Raw genomic sequence first — 20,596 nt, forward strand, 5'->3', positions numbered from 1 at the left:
TGTTGCATTTAATGGTCTACATATGCTTACCGCTCGCACTACAAGCCAACTTTTAATCCAACAGAGATGGTTCTGGCAGCAGGATAAGTCCTCTGGTCAATACCAATCCTCAAATCCCCGCTACTAAAATTATTGATATCCGGTGTGTACCAGCTATATCCAGTGAAGGTAAAAAGGTTTTGCGCACTCAGAAATACACTGGCTGATTTCAGTGTCTGAATGTTCATCTGAGATACTGGCAATGTGTAGCTTATTCGTACATTCTGTATCCTTAAATAATCTGCATTTTCCAGATACCAGTCTGAAGGAGCCTGGTTAAGCGCGCTGGTAGCTTTAGGATAGGGAGCGTAGGGATTAGGATTTTCTTGTGTCCATCGCTCGTAGAAAACTTCTCTGATCTGGTTGGAGCCACGATGGAAAGAGTTCATGTGTCGGTACTTATTACTGTTCCAGATGGTTTTCCCCAGTTCACCCTGTAAAGAAACTCTCAAAGAAAAATTGCCGTAGTCAAGATTGGTTGAGATTCCGTAAAACAGATCAGGATAGGGACTACCCAGAATGACCCGATCATCATCATTGATCTCACCATCTTCATTGGTATCAACAAAGTTAAACAATCCTTCTTCGGTTAGACCATCAGTCTTCAATCCATAAAAAGCGGCAAGCGGTTCTCCCTCCCGTACGATATTCGCCGAACCCACAATATCAATGGTCTGGGCGATAATATCCTGTCCTCCGGCCGTTTCAAGCACTTCATTCACATTGCGCGATGCGTTTACCGACAAATCCCAGTTCAGCCTATTACTTCTGACCAGATCGGCTCCAAGCATCAGTTCAAAACCTTTGTTCTGCGTAGAACCAATATTCTGAATATTGGAAGTAAAACCGGAAGTAGGAGGAATGTTTACTCTTGCTAATAAATCATCTGTGGTTTTGATATAATAATCAGCGCTAAACCATACCCTATGATCCCATAAGCCTAGTTCCAGTCCGACATTAAACTCACGGGTAGTTTCCCATTTCAAATCAGGATTGCCAAGATTGACTGCTGCAAAGCCTGTAGTAGGCGTACCTCCGAAAGCTAAATTCGTACTGGAAAAACGCTGTAATGATTGATAAGGGCTAATTGCCTGATTTCCTGAAAAGCCGTAGCTTAGCCTCATTTTGAGATTAGAAATCTGACTCAAGTTGTCTTTAATAAAGTTTTCATCAGATACTCTCCAGGCAAAAGCTCCCGAGGGAAAGAAACCCCACTTATTACCCTCACCAAACCTGGAAGATCCATCGGCCCTACCTGAAACTGTAAAAAGGTACTTATCTTTCAGAGAGTAGTTTACCCGAGCCAGCCAGGAAATTAATGTCCAGTCATTATAATCTGTTCCGGGTGCTGCAAATATCTCTCCTGAACCCAGAATATTGTTTTCCAGCTCATCATTAACAAAGTTACTGGAAGAGCCTACCAGGTTTTCAAATTCTTCGGTCTGCCATGTAAATCCTGCGGTAACATTCAGGCGATCATTTTCTCCAATTTCTTTTACATAATTCACCGTATTTTCATTCAGAAAAGATGTGGAATTGGCAAACGCCTTTTCGCCACTACCGGCAGGGAGACCTGATTGCAGGATTCTGGGAGAATACAAGTCTCTTTTGGTACCCACCTGGTCAACACCCAGCATAACATTGAGCGTTAAGCCATCCATCAGCGTGTAGGCACCATTAACATTTCCCAAAACACGGTCAAATCTTCTTCTATTGAGTTGCTCCAATGCTACGGCTACCGGATTATCTCCTGAACTGGGGCTAAAGGGAAATTGCTTCAATACATCTCCACTCACATAAGTACCATCGGGGTTTCTTACCGGGAAGAAGGGAGGGCTGTTCAACGCACTTTGTAAAATCTCATTGTCATTAACTTCATTGTTTAAAGATCTGGAAAAAAATAGCCGGGAGGTAAGTTTAAATCTTTCGCTGACTTCCTGGTCCAGGTTGACCCTCAAAGAACCCCTTTTGAAATCAGACCCTATGATAATTCCTTCTTCATCAAAGTAATTACCAGATATCAGATACCTGGTTTTTTCATTACCTCCTGAAAACCTGATGGTATGATTCTGAATCAGGGCATTTCTGAATATTTCATCCTGCCAGTCAGTGTTGATATTAGTCAGTGTATCTATTTCGTTGAACACCGGATCAAGTCCGTCATTGATATTCCGTTCATTGGCGATAGTGGCAAACTCAAAGCTGTTGAGCATATCCAGCTGCCTCACTATTTCTCTGGTTCCGAAAGAGGTTTCAAATTCTATCATACCTTTACCACTTGATCCCTGTTTGGTAGTAATCAGAATTACCCCATTACTACCTCGGGAACCATATATTGCGGTAGCAGAAGCGTCTTTCAGCACTTCAATAGAAGCAATATCACCAGTGTTAAGGGTGGAAAGCAAATTGGTACTTCCATTGGTGCCTGCCTGAATAGGCACCCCATCTACCACATAGAGAGGATCATTACTTCCAATGACAGAGTTATTACCTCTGATTCTCACCATCATATTGCCTCCGGGAGCACCGCTGCTGGTCGTTACGTTTACTCCCGGTACTTTTCCCTGCAGTCCCTGGCTGATATTCGTGATGGGTTCGTCTTCAAATTCACTGGCATCTACTGAACTGACCGCCCCGGTAATATCTCTTTTTTCCTGTGTACCGTAGCCAATCACTACTACTTCTGACAATGCCTGTACATCAGGGTCCATCTGAACATCAATTACCGAACGATTATTAATTGCTATCTCCTGAGCTGAATAGCCCACGGATGAAAAAACCAGCGTAGTAGCATCATCATTTACAGTTAGCCTATAGTTACCATCAATATCACTCACGGTGCCAGTAGTAGTACTTTTCACTACGATATTGACCCCGGGTAAAGGTTCACTATTCTCATCCGTTACGGTACCCCTAATGGTTTGATCCAGTACCATTGCATTGATATTCAGACTGGTGGTGATACGCTGGATGTGATCGTTACTTCTTTCCTCACTTTCCTGGGGGTCAGTATTGATTTTCTCCAGCACCTCCTTTTTTTCAACATCCTCTCCTTTCTTTTGTATCACATAATAGTTGTCATACACTTTTTCAAAAGTCAGATCGTAAGGACGGAGTAATTCTGCAAGGAGCACTTCCAGGCTTTGATTCTTTTTTTCTTTGTTGGTGTCATCTTCTTCTGACTCCAGCACTACCTTGTCATCAACCAATCCGCTCTCATAGACAAATTTTATCTGATAGGTATCACCCAGCTCGTTCAAAAATTCAGATAACTTTTTGGATTGTTGGTCTTTAGGGTTATCATTTTTAAAAGTACTATAAGCAAGGTTTTGCGCTCCCAGGCTGCTGGACACAAAAAGCATGTATCCCATACAACAGAGTAAACACCACATACTTAGCCTTTTGCCGCCTCTGGATTGAGGGGGTTTGTTTTTAGGTTTGAATTGCATAGTTTTAGAATTTATTAAACACAGTATATCCTCAAACTGCCAATCTGACTATTCACGCTGGCATATCTATTTTGATCGCTTTGATTAGTAAAAGTGAATGCAAAGCGAAATGCAGGGTCAATATGATTGGGTTGGCAGTTTTTTTATTCCAAATAAATTTTGTTATCCTCTTTAATTAAATTGATGCCAAATGTTTTTTCAATAAGCGTCATCATTACATCCAGATCTCTTATCACATCCTGGGCATTTATTTCCTTATTCAGCAGCTTTTGATCCTGAATTTCAACGCTTAGACCGTAGGTGTCTTCAATAAGCTGAAATACCTCTCGTAAAGGTGTATGATCAAAGACAATGGTTCCTTTTCTCCATGAGCTGTACACCTCAGGGTTGACTACTTTTCTCTCAATTCTATCCTCCACCTGGGAATAGCTTACCTTATCGCCCGGCTCCATCAGCATACTTCTCTCCTTATTTTGTTCAGGCAGATCCAATCTCACTTTTCCGGTGTTTAGTACAACATCGGTTTTCTTCCTGCGGGTATTTACATTAAATTCAGTGCCTAGTACATTTACCACCAGATCCACAGTATGCACTTTAAAAGGAGCATCATCAGTAGTATGCTGTACTTCAAAGAAACCTTCGCCTTCCAACCAGATTTCTCTGGGCTGATCTAGTGAATAGCTCAGGTTGGAATTGGCATTCAAAAAAACGATAGAGCCATCGTTCAGTTCAATTTCCCTGGTTTCACCAAAAGTTGTTTCTACCTCTACCATATTAGGCTGAAGCATAAACCATATCAAGGAACTCAGGAGTAGTAAGCTGATAGCAGCAGCAACCCAATATTGGAGAAAAGGTTGATGCGGTATTCTTTTTTCTTCTTTTTCTATTTTCTGATATATTTTGTTCAGTAGATTAGTTTCATGCTGATCTCCGATATAGAAAGCTGTGTTTTGAGCATATAACTTTATCTCTTTGTCCAGATGTTGAGCATAATATACCTGACCCTCAGGAGTAGCCAACCAATCAAGGACAAATTTAGCCTCTTCAGGGCTACAAAGATTCTTAAAATAGCGTTCAAGGATGTCAGATGAGGGTCTTCTCATGTGTAGTATTTTGCTTTTTATTATATACTACACAGCTAACTCTTAATCGTATATGCGGATTTTAAAAAAAATTTTTTTCTGCCTGAAATGATCAAGGCAGAATATTAAGAAAAGATAAAATGATAAACTTAACTCCATGTAAGTCAATTAACTTACGAAGCTTGCGGGAGGATTGACTCAGATACATTTTTACAGTGTTGATAGATACATCCAGTTCGTGAGCGATTTGTTCATTGGACAGACCTTTATAAATACTCAGCTCCAGAATAGTCTTTTTGACTGGTGATAGCTGACTTACTTCCTGATTAATTCTGGATTGAATTTCCTCACTGATTACTGTATCTTCGGTACTATTGAAAGCCTGAGGTTGAGCATGGGCAAACTTGTAGTTTTTCAGAATTTCATTTTTATGCGTTCTGATAAGGTTTAAGATATGGTTTTTGAGACAGGTAAAAAGAAAGCCTCTTAAAGAAAGCATGGGTTCCAGACTTTCTCGCTTGATCCATAATTTACAAAAAACCTCCTGAACTGCATCTTCAGCCAGTGCTTCACTCTTAAGCTCCTGTAACGCAAAGGCTTTAAGAGGAGCACAAAAATTATAGAATACTTCTTCAAAAGCAGATTTTTCACCCTTCTGCAAGCGTTTTACCAAGCTAAAATTATCAAAAATGTCTTGCTTAGTTTTTTCTTTCATTGAGGTTGAATCAGATTAGTAGGCTATAATTTTTATAATCTTAAAAAAATAAGGCTAAATATTCAAAAGACATTATCAAATTTTTATTTGCAGGAAAAAGTATGGCTAATACTTCACCACCTTGATCGTATGGACAAGCTACTGTAATTAAACCTTCATCAACATGACTTAATTAATGTCCATAATGCTTTACTTCGCCTCAATAACTACTCTTTTATAGCGGGTCAACGATGGCTCTCCATCGTCATTTACCTCACAAATCAGGTGTATCGTTTCACCACTGTTCATATCCGCAGGAATTGTAAAAGAAATCTCTTCGGAATCAGTAGTTTGCAAATTTACCTGGCCAGAATAAGTACCCACTTCTTCGTAAACCCACCACTTAAAATTAAGCGTATCTTCGTCAGGATCTATAGAAGCAGCAGCACTTATCCTGATCTGGCTTCCTGCTGACTTCAGTAATTTTTCATCACAATCCAGGGCGACTTTAGGAGGATGATTGGCCTGCTCAAAATTTGAACTCACACACCAATCTGCCCTCGCAGCCCAGTCATTCTGATAGGCGGGTATCCAGCGGTAGATAGATTTAAAGATATTTCCATCATCTTCAGCGCTAACCCAGGTACCATTTTCATAGACAAAGCGTCCTCCCCACCCTCCCCATTCAGGGTCTTCCGTACTTCTTAATCCAGTATAGATTTCATGCATAAAAGCCGGAGAATCACCCTCAGAAATAAAAGCACTGCTTTGCCTGGCTTTGTGCAGGCTTTCCCGGTAAATATCCATCAGCGGCCCATGATTTAACAGCACATGTTCATCCATCCAGGATGCCGCATAATATTTTTGTAAATCTTCAGGTACGCGCTTTTTCCATGGGTAGCCAATGCTGGGGAAGGCAGTACTTAACATGGTAGTAAGTTCCGGCCAATGAGGTTTAATGTAGGATTCGTAAGTGGTATCCTGAAGCAGGATTAAAAAAAGTCTGGCTTTCTTTGCAACTGTATCTTTTTTTTCAGGATATTTCTCTTCAATGGTTTTGAGTGCCCTGGCAATGGTATTGGAACCTCCCCAGGCCTGTAGCCAGATGGGTGAAGGATTAGGGTCTAACAATACTTTCACAATATGATTGGAGCCAGCGGTTTCTTCCTCCATCTCTCCTGCCAGCTCAATATTGCCTACATGGACTCTTTTTCTCAAATAATCTGCCGAAGGATATTCCGGGCTATGGACCAACAAATTAGGAAGTACCTGATCGTATACATCCAAATAATGGTCCATCCAGGATACATCATTCCAGAGGTGCCCTTCTACCTGTTCATTTCCCTTCCAGTGAAATTTTGAACTGGAATGAACGACGCCTTCTACATCAAACTCATTGGCATACATCAGAAATCTAATCATAGAAAAGCGGTCATCTATTTCTCCATCGGTAGTGACGATGACGCGTGGTTTTTCAGGTTGCTGAGCAAACAGAGGCAAAGTAGCAGCAAATAGTAAATGAATTACTAATAAAGAGCCTGTAATTTTAGTTTGTACTTTCAACATCATATTGGTTTACATCACCCCTTAAACTCCACATTAAGCGGCAGAAAAAAAAATACTTTATGCTTAGATCTCGCGTAAAACCGTATCCCCGTATATCCAAACAAATTTGTCAATCTCTTTGAATTTGTATTGATTTATTCAAAGCTATTTTCTGAGCGTGAGCATACACTTTTTGAAGGTCGGATAATCTTTGATTTGCTGTTCTGTCAGCTTTTCACCTAAGACATGCTCAAAGTATAGCTTCAATATTTTCCAATAGCAATATAATGTAAGGGGAGGTCATTTTGACGGTGAAGATTGTAGTATCGAGAGGCAAAATATGTTTTTGTTCAAGTTTCTGGCTAACAATTTCATTGACAAAGAGGACTTCCTCTTGTTAAGAATCACGTCAATTTGTAACACTTCGGTCACATTAGTATTTAGCGGATGACTTTAGAAATAACCCATCACCACAATGTCATCCTCAAAATAACCTTCTTCTCTGCTGAACTGACTCATATAGGTTTTCAAGGTATTGAGCAGCTTTTCAGATAATATCATAGGTTTTCCATTTTAATTAACGAATGTTGAAGCCCAGACTGAAGAAGCCGTACCAGCGCCTGGAATTTGCGCGATGGGCTAAAGATAACTGAATTGGCCCAAGTATTGATTTATAATTTAACCCAATCCCGTAACCTAATACACTCTGCTCAGCTATACTTCTGGTATCCAACGTATCAATTTCAGGGATTATCAGGTTGACAACACTCTCGGCATAAAAATCGGGAAGTATCTCAAACCGCGCACTTTCTCTGATCATAAGAGTGTTACTTACACTAATTTCGTAAGGTTGGGCTCCCCAAAACGAAAAACTGCGTCTGAAAATAGGGTAAAAGCCTCCTGCCTGATATACGTCGTACGGTGAAAGTATATCTGCTGAAGAGTAGAGTGCTGTCAGCTCTGACTGCAAATTCCATCTGCTGCCTAGTGGAGTATAGTTTTGAATCTCTATGATTCCTCGGGTTGTATTTTCAAAAAATTGAAAAGCATCATTGATTAACTCTTCCTCAAAAGTAGGTTCAGAAAAATAATCCACCCTCATTTTGACTCCTGTAATATAATCCAGGTTGGCATTTACATGCCAGCCATTCTCAGGGAAAATTGGTTTATCAAGCGTATTAAGCTCGGCATAAACACCAAAATGATAGCTGTCGTAGGGAAAACGCCTGACTCTCTCCAAGTCTAGTTCAAAACCTGCTCCTACCAGATTATTAGTCACCGTGGGCCGCAAGCTTGCGGTTTCAAGTCCAGCATTTACCCCTAGCATCCAATCCTGAAAGCGACTGGTCTGTATACGTAAATAAGGATTGAGCCAAGAACTTCTAAAAACAGAATTTGCCCGATTACTGCTTTCTCCAAAGCCCGCCCTTAAATCATTGAGAATATAGTCTACTCCCAGTATGGCAGCAAAGCGCTGTTTTCTTCCCAGGTATTTGAAATAGTTGAAAAAAACTCTGGGGTTTTCAGCAAAATCCGCTTCTACTGTAAGACGTGAGCTGGGCAAAAAAACGTTCCGGTGGACATAACTAAGAATGAAACCTGCCCCATTCTCTGTGTCAAAGTGGAGCGCAGGACGCAAATACGCACTGGGGGCTTCCTCAACCTTGATAAGGAGTTCCTCTCCGTTAGCGCGAAGCTCGTAGGTAATTTTGTTAAAAAAACGTGTGCCGTACAGCAGCTCAATGTTTTTCTCTATCTCATCAATCTGAATGTATCTGCCTGACAACACATTTAGTTTTCCCTTGATGTAGGAAGAAGGAATATTGTCATTGCCAGCTACTGTAATACGCTGTACTCTGAAAGAATCCTCAACGGCCGGTCGCTGAGGAATAGCAGGCCTGGAGCGTAGCGCATAAATAGAATCTGCCAGCTTAGACAAATTATCTTTTTGAATCAGTGCGGCGGTATACCCCAGTTCAATGATCTCTTGTGAATTATAAAAGCTTCCTGCACCATAAAGTCCCAGATCCGGCTGTATCAATAAATCCACTTTTTTGATTTGCTCTTCGGTATCCAGATTACTCATCATAAAAGAAGACTGCAGCATCACGTCTACCAGGGTTTGTATGCCATCCACATCTACAAATCCTCCGGAGACATCTACCCCGATGACAACATCTGCTCCCATGTCTATAACCTCCTGTACCGGAAAGTTGCGGGCCAGCCCTCCATCCACCAGTAGGGTTATACTATCAGTAGCTACCGGGGTAAAAATAGATGGAATTGCCATGCTGGCTCGCATTGCTTCAGGCAATGAGCCCTGATTTAGTATGACTGGTTTGCCATCAGCAATATTTACAGCTACCGCAGCATAGGGAATGGGAAGTTGAGAGAAATCTTCAATATCGTGAGCGCCCAAAGTGAGTTTACTGAATAATTCTGAAAGTCTTTGTCCCTCCAGCACGCCTCGGGGCAATGAAACTTTGAGACCATTAACAGGAAGCTCTACCAGATAACGGCCATAGTATGGTTTTTCCTCAATCGTTACTTCGCGCAGGGGTATATTATCTGATAAAACCTGATCCCAGGACATATTTATCAGCAGTTCCTCCATTTCTTCAGCGGTATAGCCCATGGCATATAAAGCACCTACCAATGAGCCCATACTGGTTCCTGTGATATAATCAGGGACGATGCCAACATCTTCCAATACTTTCAGGGCACCTACATGTGCCATTCCTTTTGCACCACCTCCACTCAAAACCAATCCTACCTTAGGGTAATTTTCACCTGTTTGTTGAGCAGATAAGGGTAAATGACTAAATACTAAGCAGGAGAAAGCAAAGATGATTGTGAGGCTGTGCATGATATCTAACTTACACGATGAGGGTGATTTTCATGAAATTATGCAACTAAATCCGGACAGTAGTTTCTAGTTGACATATAAATATGAAACTAGAAAAAAGATCTAATTTAAGAAACACTTGAGGGAAGTTTGTTAAGTGTAATAACCAGGCCAATTTTTTAGCTAAACATTTTTTCACAGGTAAAAACAACTAATTTTTTTTGAAACCATAAATCAGGTTAGACTTTTCCTAATACGACTCAAAAAATCACTTCCTTTTATTTTCAAAAAATCATCATTTTTTTTGAAAATTCATTAACCCAAAACAAATGAAGTCGTAAACCATTCAATATTGTGTGCTTTTTACACACAATATTGAATGGTAGCTTTTACATAGAAAAAGCTATAGACATTGTAGGAGAAGGCTAAAGTAAATCTTTTTGATCTGCGTTTTTTGTGAGTAAAATAGCTCTTTACAAGTTTGTCGCGATAGGTGTCTTAGCTGAATTCAATCAATAGCTTTTATTACTGACAATATCATATTACATGAAAACCTTTTTGGATCTGGTGCCCCTTCTGTTAGTTTTTTTTGGTGTAACAAATCCTCTAAATGCGCAGGTCAATGCCGATACTGTGGCGGGAAAGTTTAGCCTGGCGTATTGTGTGGACTATGCGCTGTCGCATAAACCTGCTGTGCAGCAGGCGATGATAGATGAAGCGATCGGGGAAAGAGAAATCAAAGCCAACCTGTCCGCCTGGCTTCCCCAGATTTCAGCCCGCTACAATGCATCTCATAATTTTAAGCTGCAAACAACCGCCTTCGGGGATCAGCTAATTACCATCGGAAGAAAAAATAACTCAAATATTATTTTACAAGCTGATCAGACAATTTACAGCAGAGACGTACTGCTCGCCTCCAAAGCTGCCAGCTACACCCGCGATCAGCTGGACCAAAATACGGAGGAAAGTAAAATCAATACTGTGATGAATGTGAGCAAAGCTTTTTATAACATTCTCCTAACCCAGCAGCAACTGGAAATACTGGACGAAAATATTGTCCGTCAGGAAAAGCAATATGATGATGCGCTCAGCCAGTACAGGAGTGGCATAGTAGACAAGACAGATTACCAAAGGGCCAGCATCACCCTGGCCAATACCCGAGCCGACCGGAAAAGAACGCAGGAGTCGTTAGGTGCAAAATATGCGTTGCTAAAAGAACTGATGGGTTATCCGGTAGACAGAGCGCTGGACCTGGTGTATGATTTTGAACTTATGGAGCTGGACATCACGGTTGACACCACCCAAGCGTTGGAGTACAGCAAACGCATTGAATATCAGCAGCTTCAAACCCAACGTCAATTGCTTCAGCTCAACACCAGCTATTACCGATGGGACTTTTTACCTACCGTTTCTGCATTTGCCAATTACAACTGGATTTACCTGAGTGATGAAATGTCGCAACTTTACGACCAGGCTTACCCCACTTCAGCGGCGGGTCTGCAGGTAAGTCTTCCTATCTTTCAGGGTACCCGGAGGGTGCAGGAATTACAGATCGCTCAATTGCAGGAAGAAAGACTGGATATAGATATTGCTGACACCAAAAGGGCTATCAATACCGACTATCAGGCAGCATTGGCAAGCTATAAGAGTGACTACACCGAATGGCAAACGCTCAAAAAAAATATGCAGGTAGCTGAAGAGGTATATGATATCATCAAGCTGCAATATGATGAAGGGATCAAAGCCTACCTGGACCTGGTACTCGCTGAGACTGACCTGAGAACTGCCCAGCTCAATTATTATAACGCACTCTACAATGTGCTGGCCAGCAAGCTGGATTTGCAGAAAGCACTGGGAAATATTGACTTCAATTAAAATCTAAAATGTATATTCTAAAGAAGAAAAGATTGTTATGGCTATTAACAGCCTTATCTACACCATTAGTATTATCATCGTGCGGTGATTCTAGCGGAGCACAACAACAGTCTGCTGGCTCTCAGGCTATTTCTGTAAATGCATATACCGTAAACTCAGAAGAAGTGACTGGAATAGATACCTATCCGGGTACGGTAGTGCCATTGAACGAAGTTGAGCTACGCCCTCAGGTTTCTGGCTATATCACAGATATTTATGTAGAAGACGGTGAAAAAGTAGAAAAAGGAGAAAAGCTATACGAAATTGACCGAAGAAAATACCAGGCCGCATATCAGCAGGCCAAAGCGAACCTGGAAAGTGCTCAGGCTAATCTGGAAAAGGTAAAAAAAGACCTGGAAAGATATGAAAGACTGAATGAGCAGGAAGCCATTGCTTCTCAAAGAGTAGATTATGCACGTACTGATATGGAGACTGCCAAAACTCAGGTGGCAGCTGCCAAAGCTCAGTTAGAAAGTGCCTCAACCGATCTTACCTATTCAGTGATCAATGCACCCTTTTCAGGTACTGTGGGGATATCACAAGTAAGAGTAGGCGCGCAGGTATCTCCTGGTCAGCCTTTACTCAATACCCTATCATCTGACGATCCGATTGCGGTAAATTTTGTGATCAATGAGAAGGAGATCCCTCGCTTTAACAGGCTTATGCAAAACAAGAGCGAACAGCCAGACTCACTGTTCACCATTATACTTGGCGATGGCAGTACCTATCCTTATACGGGAAAGTTCAGTACCATTGACAGGGCAGTTGACCGTCAGAGTGGTACCATCAACCTGCGACTTACCTTTCCTAACCCTGAACGACAATTAATTGCCGGAATGACTGTAACAGTCAATGTGCTGAATCAGGATATCGGAGAGCAACTCGTAATTCCCTATAAAGCGGTGACCGAACAAATGGGTGAGAATTATGTGTGGATTATAGAAAGTGACTCCGTTCGGCAGCAGAATCTAAAGTTGGGTACCCGTTTTGGCAAATCCATTGTGGTTCGTGATGGCCTTTCCGAAGGCCAGGATATTGTAGTAGAAGGAATTCAGCGCCTGCGGCAGGGAGCAAAGGTACAAGTAGCTAATATGCAGGAAGCCATTTCTTCCCCCGCCTCCAGTAAATGATCATTTTTTGACTTAGATTTTTTCTGATTAACACAATATGATTTCAGATGTATTTATCAGGAGGCCGGTAACCTCCATGGTTATTTCTATAGTAATTGTTCTGGTGGGACTTATCTCTATGATGAACCTTGCTGTAACTCAGTATCCAGACATTACTCCACCAGTAGTATCTGTGTCAGGTAATTATACCGGAGCAGATGCGCAGACAGTAGAGCAGACGGTAGCCACTCCGGTAGAGACACAGATTAACGGAACCCCGGGCATGGCTTATGTCAGCTCAACCAATACCAGTACCGGTCAGATGCAGATGAATGTGACCTTTGAGGTAGGAACTGATGTGGATATCGCTACCATGGATGTACAAAATCGGGTGAGTATCGCTGAACCTCGTCTGCCGGAAGCAGTCCGAAGACTAGGATTGACTGTAAGGAAAAGAAATCCCAGCATTATGATGATCGTGGGCATCTACTCACCCAAAGGCACGCACGACGTTAAATTCCTGGACAACTATACCAATATTTTTGTAAGGGATGCGCTATTACGGGTTCCCGGAGTTGGAGACATTACTGCCATCGGGCAGGATTTTAGTATGCGTCTCTGGCTCAAACCTGATAAACTTGCACAGTACAACATCAGTGCCCGGGAGGTAAACGCTGCCATACAGGAACAAAACCAGCAGGTAGCAGCCGGTACCGTGGGTGCCATGCCCCAGTTTCCTACACAGTCTTTTGAATATCCAATTACTGTTAATGGTCGCCTGTCAACCCAGGAGGAGTTTGAAAATATCATTGTACGCACAAATCCGGCGGATGGCTCTATCGTGTATCTGAAAGATGTAGCACGCATTGATTTTGGCAGATTTGACTACGGAAGAACGACGATCGTAGATGGTAATCCTGCTTCCATATTACTGATTTATCAGGCTCCGGGAAGTAATGCTCTGGAAACAGCAGCAGGAGTGAATGCTGCCCTGGAAGAATTACAGGCAGGCTTTCCGGCAGATGTAGAATCGGTGGTTTCTATGGAGACTGCCACTGTAGTAGAAACTTCCATTGAGGAAGTGGTGCATACGCTAGCAGAAGCTTTGGTGTTGGTAATTCTGGTGGTATTCCTGTTTTTGCAAAGCTGGAGGGCTACTTTAATTCCTATTCTTGCCATTCCGGTATCTATCATCGGAACCTTCATCTTTTTTATTCCGCTGGATTTTACCATCAATACCCTTACGCTTTTTGGCTTTGTGCTGGCCATTGGCATAGTGGTGGATGATGCCATTGTTGTGGTTGAAGCAGTACAGCATAATATTGACGAAGAAAAGCTTTCTCCTATGGACGCCACTCGTAAGGCGATGAAAGAGATCACTGCTCCCGTTATCGCTATTGCATTGATTCTGGCAGCGGTATTTATTCCGGTAGGTTTTATTCCAGGAATTGTTGGCCGACTTTATCAGCAATTTGCCATTACAATTGCGATTTCAGTTTTGATCTCCGCATTTGTTGCCCTTACGCTTACGCCGGCACTTTGTACGCTCATTCTTAAACCTTCCAAGCCGGAAAAAGAAGCCAAGGGACTGGCGAAGTTTTTCGTTCGTTTTAATCATTGGTTCAACAAAACTACCGAAAGCTATACAGCAGGTGTTCGTAAAAGTATCAAAGCTACTCCACTGGTATTCATCATTCTGATCTGTGTGTATGTTGGAACATTCGGCTTATTCCAGACCAAACCTACCGGCTTCATTCCTACTGAAGACGAGGGACGAGTGTTTATTTCACTTGAGCTTCCTGAAGGAGCATCATCTACCCGTACCAACGAGGTGATGGAAGATGTAGCTGAGATTATCAATGAAATCCCCGCCATTGAGCACTATAATGCTATCGGTGGACTAAACGGTATCAACTTCTCTTTCAAACCCAACAGTGCAACCTTCTTTACGCAGATGAAACCCTGGAGTGAACGCACTGATCCCTCTGAACAACTACAGGGGGTGATGGCAAGGCTCAGGCAGAAGTTTGCTTCAATTGAAGAAGCAGATATTGTTGTAGTATCTCCACCGGCGATTCCCGGTTTGGGACAGTCAGGTGGTTTCACCTTTGTACTTGAACAACGCAGAGGTGGAGACATTCAAGAGTTTGAGCAGGTGCTAGGTCAGTTTTTGGCGGCTGCAAATCAACGGCCAGAGATAGCAATGGCTTACAGTTTTTTCACTGCCCAAACACCCGGCTACCATGTAGAAGTAGACAGGGAGAAAGCTAAAAAACTAGGCGTAGGCCTGGGCGATGTTTTCAATACAATGTCTTCTTACATGGGAAGTCAGTATATCAACGATTTTACCCGCTACGGCCGTAACTTTAAGGTAGTGGCACAGGCAGACACTTCTTACCGTAATGACATACGGGATATGGAGCAGTTTTATGTAATGAATCATCAGGGGAATGCCATTCCTCTGAGCGCACTCGTCAGATATAATATTGTGGAAAATGCTCCGGTGATCAATCACTATAATCTCTTCCGGTCTACAGATATCAATGGCAGTGCCGCTCCCGGTTACAGTAGTGGTCAGGCCCTGGAAGCCTTGGAAGAAGTAGCTGCGGAAGTTCTTCCCGCGGGCTTTGGGTATGACTTTTCCGGACTCAGTCGGGAAGAAAAGAAAGCAGGTAACAGTACCATCACCATATTTGGTCTGTCTATTATTTTAGTACTACTGCTTCTGGCAGCACTTTACGAAAGCTGGTCAGTACCTTTTTCCATACTATTTGCCATTCCCTTAGGTTTATTTGGGGCTATACTGGCACTAACCTTTTTGCCTAAACTGGATAACAATGTCTATGCCCAGATTGGAATGATCACGCTGATTGGTTTGGCAGCTAAAAACGCAATTCTGATTGTAGAATTTGCCAAGGAGAGAGTGGATGCAGGTATGGAATTAGTTGCAGCAACTTTAGAGGCTGTGAAGCTAAGGCTTCGCCCCATTATCATGACTTCTATGGCGTTTATTTTGGGCGTAGTACCGCTTGTCCTTGCAAGTGGAGCGGGTGCAGTAGCTCGTCAAACCATTGGCTGGACAGTGATTGGTGGGATGCTGGCAGCTACCTTTCTTGCTATTTTTGCAGTACCGGTACTTTATGTGGCCATCACAAGATTAGCTTATGGTAAGAAAAAGCTTCAGGAATTGCAGGATAATCCAAATACAAGTCAGGGATAATAGATGGGCTAAATAATGATTATAAATATGAAGAAATACCTGCCTCAAATGCAGGTATTTTTTTTATGCAGGTTACTTGAAAATCCTAAACACCACTACATAAATATTGCTCACCTGCTGTACAATTGGATTTTCTTGCTTGCATAAAATTATCTTAAGCTTGAAAAGTTGCAAATAAAGAATCATAGATTAGCAGAATATTATTTTACAAAATCTACCTTCACGAAATATTAAGGAAACACTCTGCATTGAAAAAAAATATATGTTAAGAAATGTTCTTCAATTTTCAGTTTCTAAGAACATTGCGTCTAAAGCAATACTACCCAAATCCTTTTTTTTACGAACAAATTAATTTTTTCAGGATTAATTGAGTAGACAGAATAGCGGATTGTTACTAAATATACCAGATAAATACATATTATTTCATTAATAATTTTTTACCTATGAACAAGTTTTTTAGATATTTTTTATTCAGCTCATTGGCGTTATCAGTAATTTTTTTAACCTCCTGTGAGGAAGATAGCGAAACTCCGGATGGTCCTTTGAGTATTACTATTGACCCATCTGACAACTTAATCGCTGCTCCCGGTGACACAGTTTCAGTAGAAGTTAATATTATCAATGGAGCTACTGATACAGAAGCAACAGTAACTGATGATGCCGACGGTGGTTTTGTGAGTGATGACAATACCGCTACTTCCGGAGAGTCTATTCAGTACATCGTTTCTGAAAGTGCTGCCAGTGGGGATGTAATTACACTAACCTTTACCGCTGCGAACGGTAGTGATACCGCCACTGAAGATTTGGAAATTGAAGTAGCCGTCGGTTCAATAATAGACATTGCTACCCGCAGCGACGATTTTGAGACACTCGTACTTGCCTTGCAAGAGGCTGAGTTGGTTGATGCTCTGGGACAGGATGGTCCATTTACTGTCTTCGCTCCTACCGATGATGCTTTTGACGATATATTCATCAATTCTGATGATGATTTTCCTACTCAGGATAGTCTGATTGAAATCCTACAGTATCATGTGATTCCTGGTGTAGCAGCATTGTCAACCGAAGTGGAATCAGGTTACTATGAAACACTCAGCGGCGACAGCCTATATATTCTATCTGAAAATGGAACAGTGAGTGTAAATGGTGTAGAAGTGGCTACCGCTGATTTGGAGGCAGATAATGGTGTGATTCATGCTATTGGAGAAGTATTGCTTCCTGACCTGACTTTCTATGAAGCGTTCTTACTTGCCGCTCCTGACAGTGATTTGATGTCAGAAACATTCTTTAGTTCAATTACCGGAGATGTTTTTACTTACAACGAAGTAGCAGGTACTGATGATGCCATATCCGCGAGTATTGATTTTGGATATTATTATGGAGAAACAAATCTGGCTACGCTGGCTTCGCCTGACGCATGGCCAACCAATGCAGCACTTTATGGAGGATTGGAAGAATGGGGGACTCGTAACAATACAGACTTCAGACTTACAAACTTAACCACCGAAGGTTTTGATATCATTGCAGCCTCTCAGGGTGAACGTGTTGCGGCTGAGTATGAAATTGGAACACCTTATACAAATACCGGTCGTGCTACAGCACTTGATGAAGGTTTAGTGGTTGCTTTCCAGACCGAAGGTGGACAATTTGGACTCATCAAAGTAGTAGAAATTATTGGAACTGATGGCTCTGATGACGGTATCCGTCTTGAAGTTAAGGTGACTGAAGATTAATTTATTGTACATCACAAAATTTAAGCTCTCCATTGCTGGAGAGCTTTTTTTTATCTTACAACCATCAAGCCTAAAAATACCGGCTGAATCCTATCCCGATAGAAATGTAGTTAAGATCTACCGGAGTATTATTATTGCCAATTTCTATGTCACGAGATAAGGCACGATATCGGATACCTGGCATCAGGCGCCAGTTTTCTCCCAAAGGTACTGCTACCCCTGCTTCAGCCTGCCAACCTAGTCCATGACCTGAATCAGCTGTAATGTCACCCTCATCATTTTCCAGCTCTATATGGTTATAAATTCCTCCTCCTCTTACAAAATAAGACATGGGTGTAGAGCCTAACGGATGGATAAATTGCAAACCGAAAGTATAACCGGTTTCTTCCACATCTATATTGGCTCCGGCAAAAGATTCATCGGCAGTAAATTGCTGCCATCCCCAGCCGGCATAAGCTGCCAGGTGCGGCATAAAACGATAGGCAAAAGTACCTTCAATGCCGAATCCGGTATTGAGACTTGCATCACCAAGTTCTTGTGTTGCAAATCCAATGTCAGGTCGGATTTCAAAACTCAATCGGTCTTGTGCTAACAGTGAATGAAAGCTTAACAGCATGACCAAAATCAGAATATTTTTCATGATCAGCTCCTTTTTACAGGTTTAGGTGTTTTCAATGAACTACTCAAAGGTATTTCATTTGACTAACATCATGAATGACCTGTATCATCAGAGATTATGATCTTTCTCAGTAAAATCAAAGTATAGGTAACTAAACCCTGAGCAAATGATTGTCTATCCGTAGCATTTTTATATTTACTCAAATGTATTTCCGTTACAGTTGTGATCAATCTCATCCTGAACTTCAGCCGCTGAAGGATGTATGGCTGCGCTATTGTCATCGCAGTCCTGCATATTGCTGACATATCCATCCGGCAAAACACAAGCCTGAAGAGGCTTGCTCAGATCACCATAGCCATCGCCATCAGCATCTGCAAAATAGGTAGCCAGACTTTCTTCTTCGCAATCTTCAGCATTTAATACCTGATCTACTGCTCTGAGCAAAGACAGTTCACCGACTGCATCCTGGCCCAACTCCCAGAACATGACACCATTCACTTTTTCCTGCGCTAAACGGGTTTTCTTCACAATGGTTGGTATTCCGTTATAATACAGCTGTTCTATTTCATCCTGATAGGCATCAGCGGGATTTTCGCTTACGATTTCGCTATATCTTTTTGACCTGATCACACTAAAGTCATATCCATAAAAAGGCATACCAAGCACCAGTCGTTCCGCTGGAATATTTCTTTCTTTTGTCCAAAACTCAATAGATTCTTCTGCAAATTCGTAAGTGGAATGAGGTCCCGGATCATCCGGTCTCCAGGGACCCGTAGCATCATACACCATGATGTTAATAAAGTCATATGCCTCCAATGCTTCCTGTGTCATATCTTCATGGAGCCAGGCCCCGGGTAGTGCAGCTGTAATGGCTTTTCCCCTGCTATGCAGTGCGTCCTTCAATTCCAGCACAAAAGGGGTATAAGTATTGCCAATGGTAGGCATAAGATTACCTTCAATGTCTACATCTACGCCATCCAAGTTATTTTTTTCTACATAAGCTATGATCTTGTCAATAAAAGCTGCTCTGTTTTCTTTCTTCAATACTCTTTTCCAATAAGGTTTTTCTTCTACCAAACCTCCACCCCCGGCCAATGAAAGTAGTACCTTCACGTTCTGCTCATGGGCTTTTTCTACTATTGGGCTAATATTTTTTCCTCGGCTAAAGACAAGATTTCCCTGAGCATCGGGGTTTGCGAAGGCCAGATTCAGATGGGTAAGCCGGTGTAATTCTATTTGATCTATGATCTCAAAACTACCTGCACTCAGGTAGCCAACTACTTTAAAACTCGGTTCTTCTATATAGCTACCTCCAGCGTCCTGGTAGATTTCCTGTTTACAGGAAATACCAGTTAAAAGAAGTAAGAATGAAAATATTGAGGGTTTCAGCAAGTACATAGACAAGATAGTTTGATCAGATAATGACCATCAATATAGAGAAAATGTACTTGAAATATGATTTGAAGGGAGAAAGGATAAATTTATGTTCTGTCAATAGTCTGTTTACTTCCGGATTTAAAAAAAGGGAAAGTAAGTCTATTGGATTACTTTCCCTCAAAGCAAATTGATAATTATTTTTTGGGTGGCTGAGATGGGCGCACCTCAATTTTACTGGGCAGTGTGCGCGGATGCATCTCCATCAGGTCTACTACCATTTGCCCCAGATCTTCAATCTGAATTTTCCAGGCATCCTGATCATTAGGTTGATGGTTGTTAAAATAAGTCGCTACCGAACCCGGCATGATGGTCGTTACTTTGATTCCATGCTGTCGCAGGTCTAACATTACTGATTGTGTGAAACCAGTTAACCCGAATTTGCTGGCATTATAAGCTGATCCGTTTGGGAAAAAGTTGGTTCCTGCGAGGCTTGAGATCGTAATGAAATATCCTTCTGATGATTTCAGTGCCTTAAGACCAGCTTTGATGGTATAAAAAACACCGGTAAGGTTGGTGTCAATGGTTTCGTTCCACTGTTCAGCAGTCATTTCCTCTATGGAAGCAAAATGCCCTAAGCCGGCATTGGCCACTAACAGATCCAGTTTCTCCCATTTTTGTATAAGTTGGTCTACCGCCTTCTGCTGTGACTCAAAATCACGCACATCAGCGGCAATCCCTAGTGCTTCACCTTTTCCGGATTTGTTAAGTTTGGCGGCAGCATCATCAGCTTTGGACTGCGATCGGCTGGTGATGGCTACTTTCATGCCTTTATCCATTAGGGCGGCAGCGATACCATAGCCAATTCCTTTACTACCTCCAGTAATTAGTGCTGTTTTATTTTCCAGGTTTTGCATTTAATTATGTGTTTAAAAAATGAAACTTCTACTATTGCTTACTTAATTCACACTAGAAT

At 41.8% G+C, this 20,596-nt stretch carries 12 protein-coding genes; 4 read left to right on the top strand and 8 right to left on the bottom strand.

What is annotated here, in order from left to right:
* Nucleotides 1-38: 38 nt before the first annotated feature.
* The 5 genes from WJR50_RS22210 to WJR50_RS22230 form a co-directional block, all read right to left on the bottom strand.
* Entirely contained in the window at nucleotides 39-3,488 is a 3,450-nt protein-coding gene (locus tag WJR50_RS22210; RefSeq protein WP_341295525.1) for a SusC/RagA family TonB-linked outer membrane protein, read from the bottom strand.
* 143 nt (nucleotides 3,489-3,631) lie between these two features.
* Nucleotides 3,632-4,591, bottom strand: a complete 960-nt coding sequence (locus WJR50_RS22215; RefSeq protein ID WP_341295526.1) for a FecR family protein — start codon at nucleotides 4,589-4,591, stop codon at nucleotides 3,632-3,634.
* Nucleotides 4,592-4,682: 91 nt separating this feature from the next.
* Nucleotides 4,683-5,285: an RNA polymerase sigma factor gene (locus WJR50_RS22220; protein WP_341295527.1), complete on the bottom strand. Its 603-nt coding sequence runs from the start codon at nucleotides 5,283-5,285 to the stop codon at nucleotides 4,683-4,685.
* Nucleotides 5,286-5,474: 189 nt separating this feature from the next.
* Complete coding sequence (locus tag WJR50_RS22225; protein ID WP_341295528.1) at nucleotides 5,475-6,833, bottom strand: DUF1593 domain-containing protein; 1,359 nt, start codon at nucleotides 6,831-6,833, stop codon at nucleotides 5,475-5,477.
* Between the two features lie 553 nt (nucleotides 6,834-7,386).
* Nucleotides 7,387-9,675, bottom strand: a complete 2,289-nt coding sequence (locus tag WJR50_RS22230; protein WP_341295529.1) for a patatin-like phospholipase family protein — start codon at nucleotides 9,673-9,675, stop codon at nucleotides 7,387-7,389.
* Between the two features lie 525 nt (nucleotides 9,676-10,200).
* Here WJR50_RS22230 and WJR50_RS22235 point away from each other — a divergent pair.
* The 4 genes from WJR50_RS22235 (at nucleotide 10,201) to WJR50_RS22250 (ending at nucleotide 17,627) form a co-directional block, all read left to right on the top strand.
* Nucleotides 10,201-11,529 carry a TolC family protein gene (locus WJR50_RS22235; RefSeq protein WP_341295530.1) on the top strand — a complete coding sequence of 443 codons (1,329 nt, stop codon included), beginning with the start codon at nucleotides 10,201-10,203 and terminating at the stop codon, nucleotides 11,527-11,529.
* An 8-nt stretch (nucleotides 11,530-11,537) separates the two neighbouring features.
* A complete protein-coding gene (locus tag WJR50_RS22240; protein WP_341295531.1) occupies nucleotides 11,538-12,698 on the top strand; it encodes an efflux RND transporter periplasmic adaptor subunit in 1,161 nt (386 codons plus the stop codon).
* Nucleotides 12,699-12,735: 37 nt separating this feature from the next.
* On the top strand, nucleotides 12,736-15,897 hold the full coding sequence (locus WJR50_RS22245) for an efflux RND transporter permease subunit (protein WP_341295532.1): 3,162 nt from the start codon (nucleotides 12,736-12,738) through the stop codon (nucleotides 15,895-15,897).
* 443 nt (nucleotides 15,898-16,340) lie between these two features.
* Nucleotides 16,341-17,627: a fasciclin domain-containing protein gene (locus tag WJR50_RS22250; RefSeq protein WP_341295533.1), complete on the top strand. Its 1,287-nt coding sequence runs from the start codon at nucleotides 16,341-16,343 to the stop codon at nucleotides 17,625-17,627.
* A 70-nt stretch (nucleotides 17,628-17,697) separates the two neighbouring features.
* Here WJR50_RS22250 and WJR50_RS22255 read toward each other — a convergent pair whose 3' ends face one another.
* From WJR50_RS22255 to WJR50_RS22265, 3 genes are all read right to left on the bottom strand, one after another.
* A complete protein-coding gene (locus tag WJR50_RS22255) occupies nucleotides 17,698-18,267 on the bottom strand; it encodes an outer membrane beta-barrel protein (protein ID WP_341295534.1) in 570 nt (189 codons plus the stop codon).
* 174 nt (nucleotides 18,268-18,441) lie between these two features.
* Nucleotides 18,442-19,644 (bottom strand): glycosyl hydrolase family 18 protein, encoded by a 1,203-nt coding sequence (locus WJR50_RS22260; RefSeq protein WP_341295535.1) that lies wholly within the window; start codon nucleotides 19,642-19,644, stop codon nucleotides 18,442-18,444.
* Between the two features lie 173 nt (nucleotides 19,645-19,817).
* A complete protein-coding gene (locus WJR50_RS22265) occupies nucleotides 19,818-20,537 on the bottom strand; it encodes an SDR family oxidoreductase (RefSeq protein WP_341295536.1) in 720 nt (239 codons plus the stop codon).
* Nucleotides 20,538-20,596: the final 59 nt, after the last annotated feature.

Source organism: Catalinimonas locisalis, assembly GCF_038039535.1.
GTDB lineage: Bacteria > Bacteroidota > Bacteroidia > Cytophagales > Cyclobacteriaceae > Catalinimonas.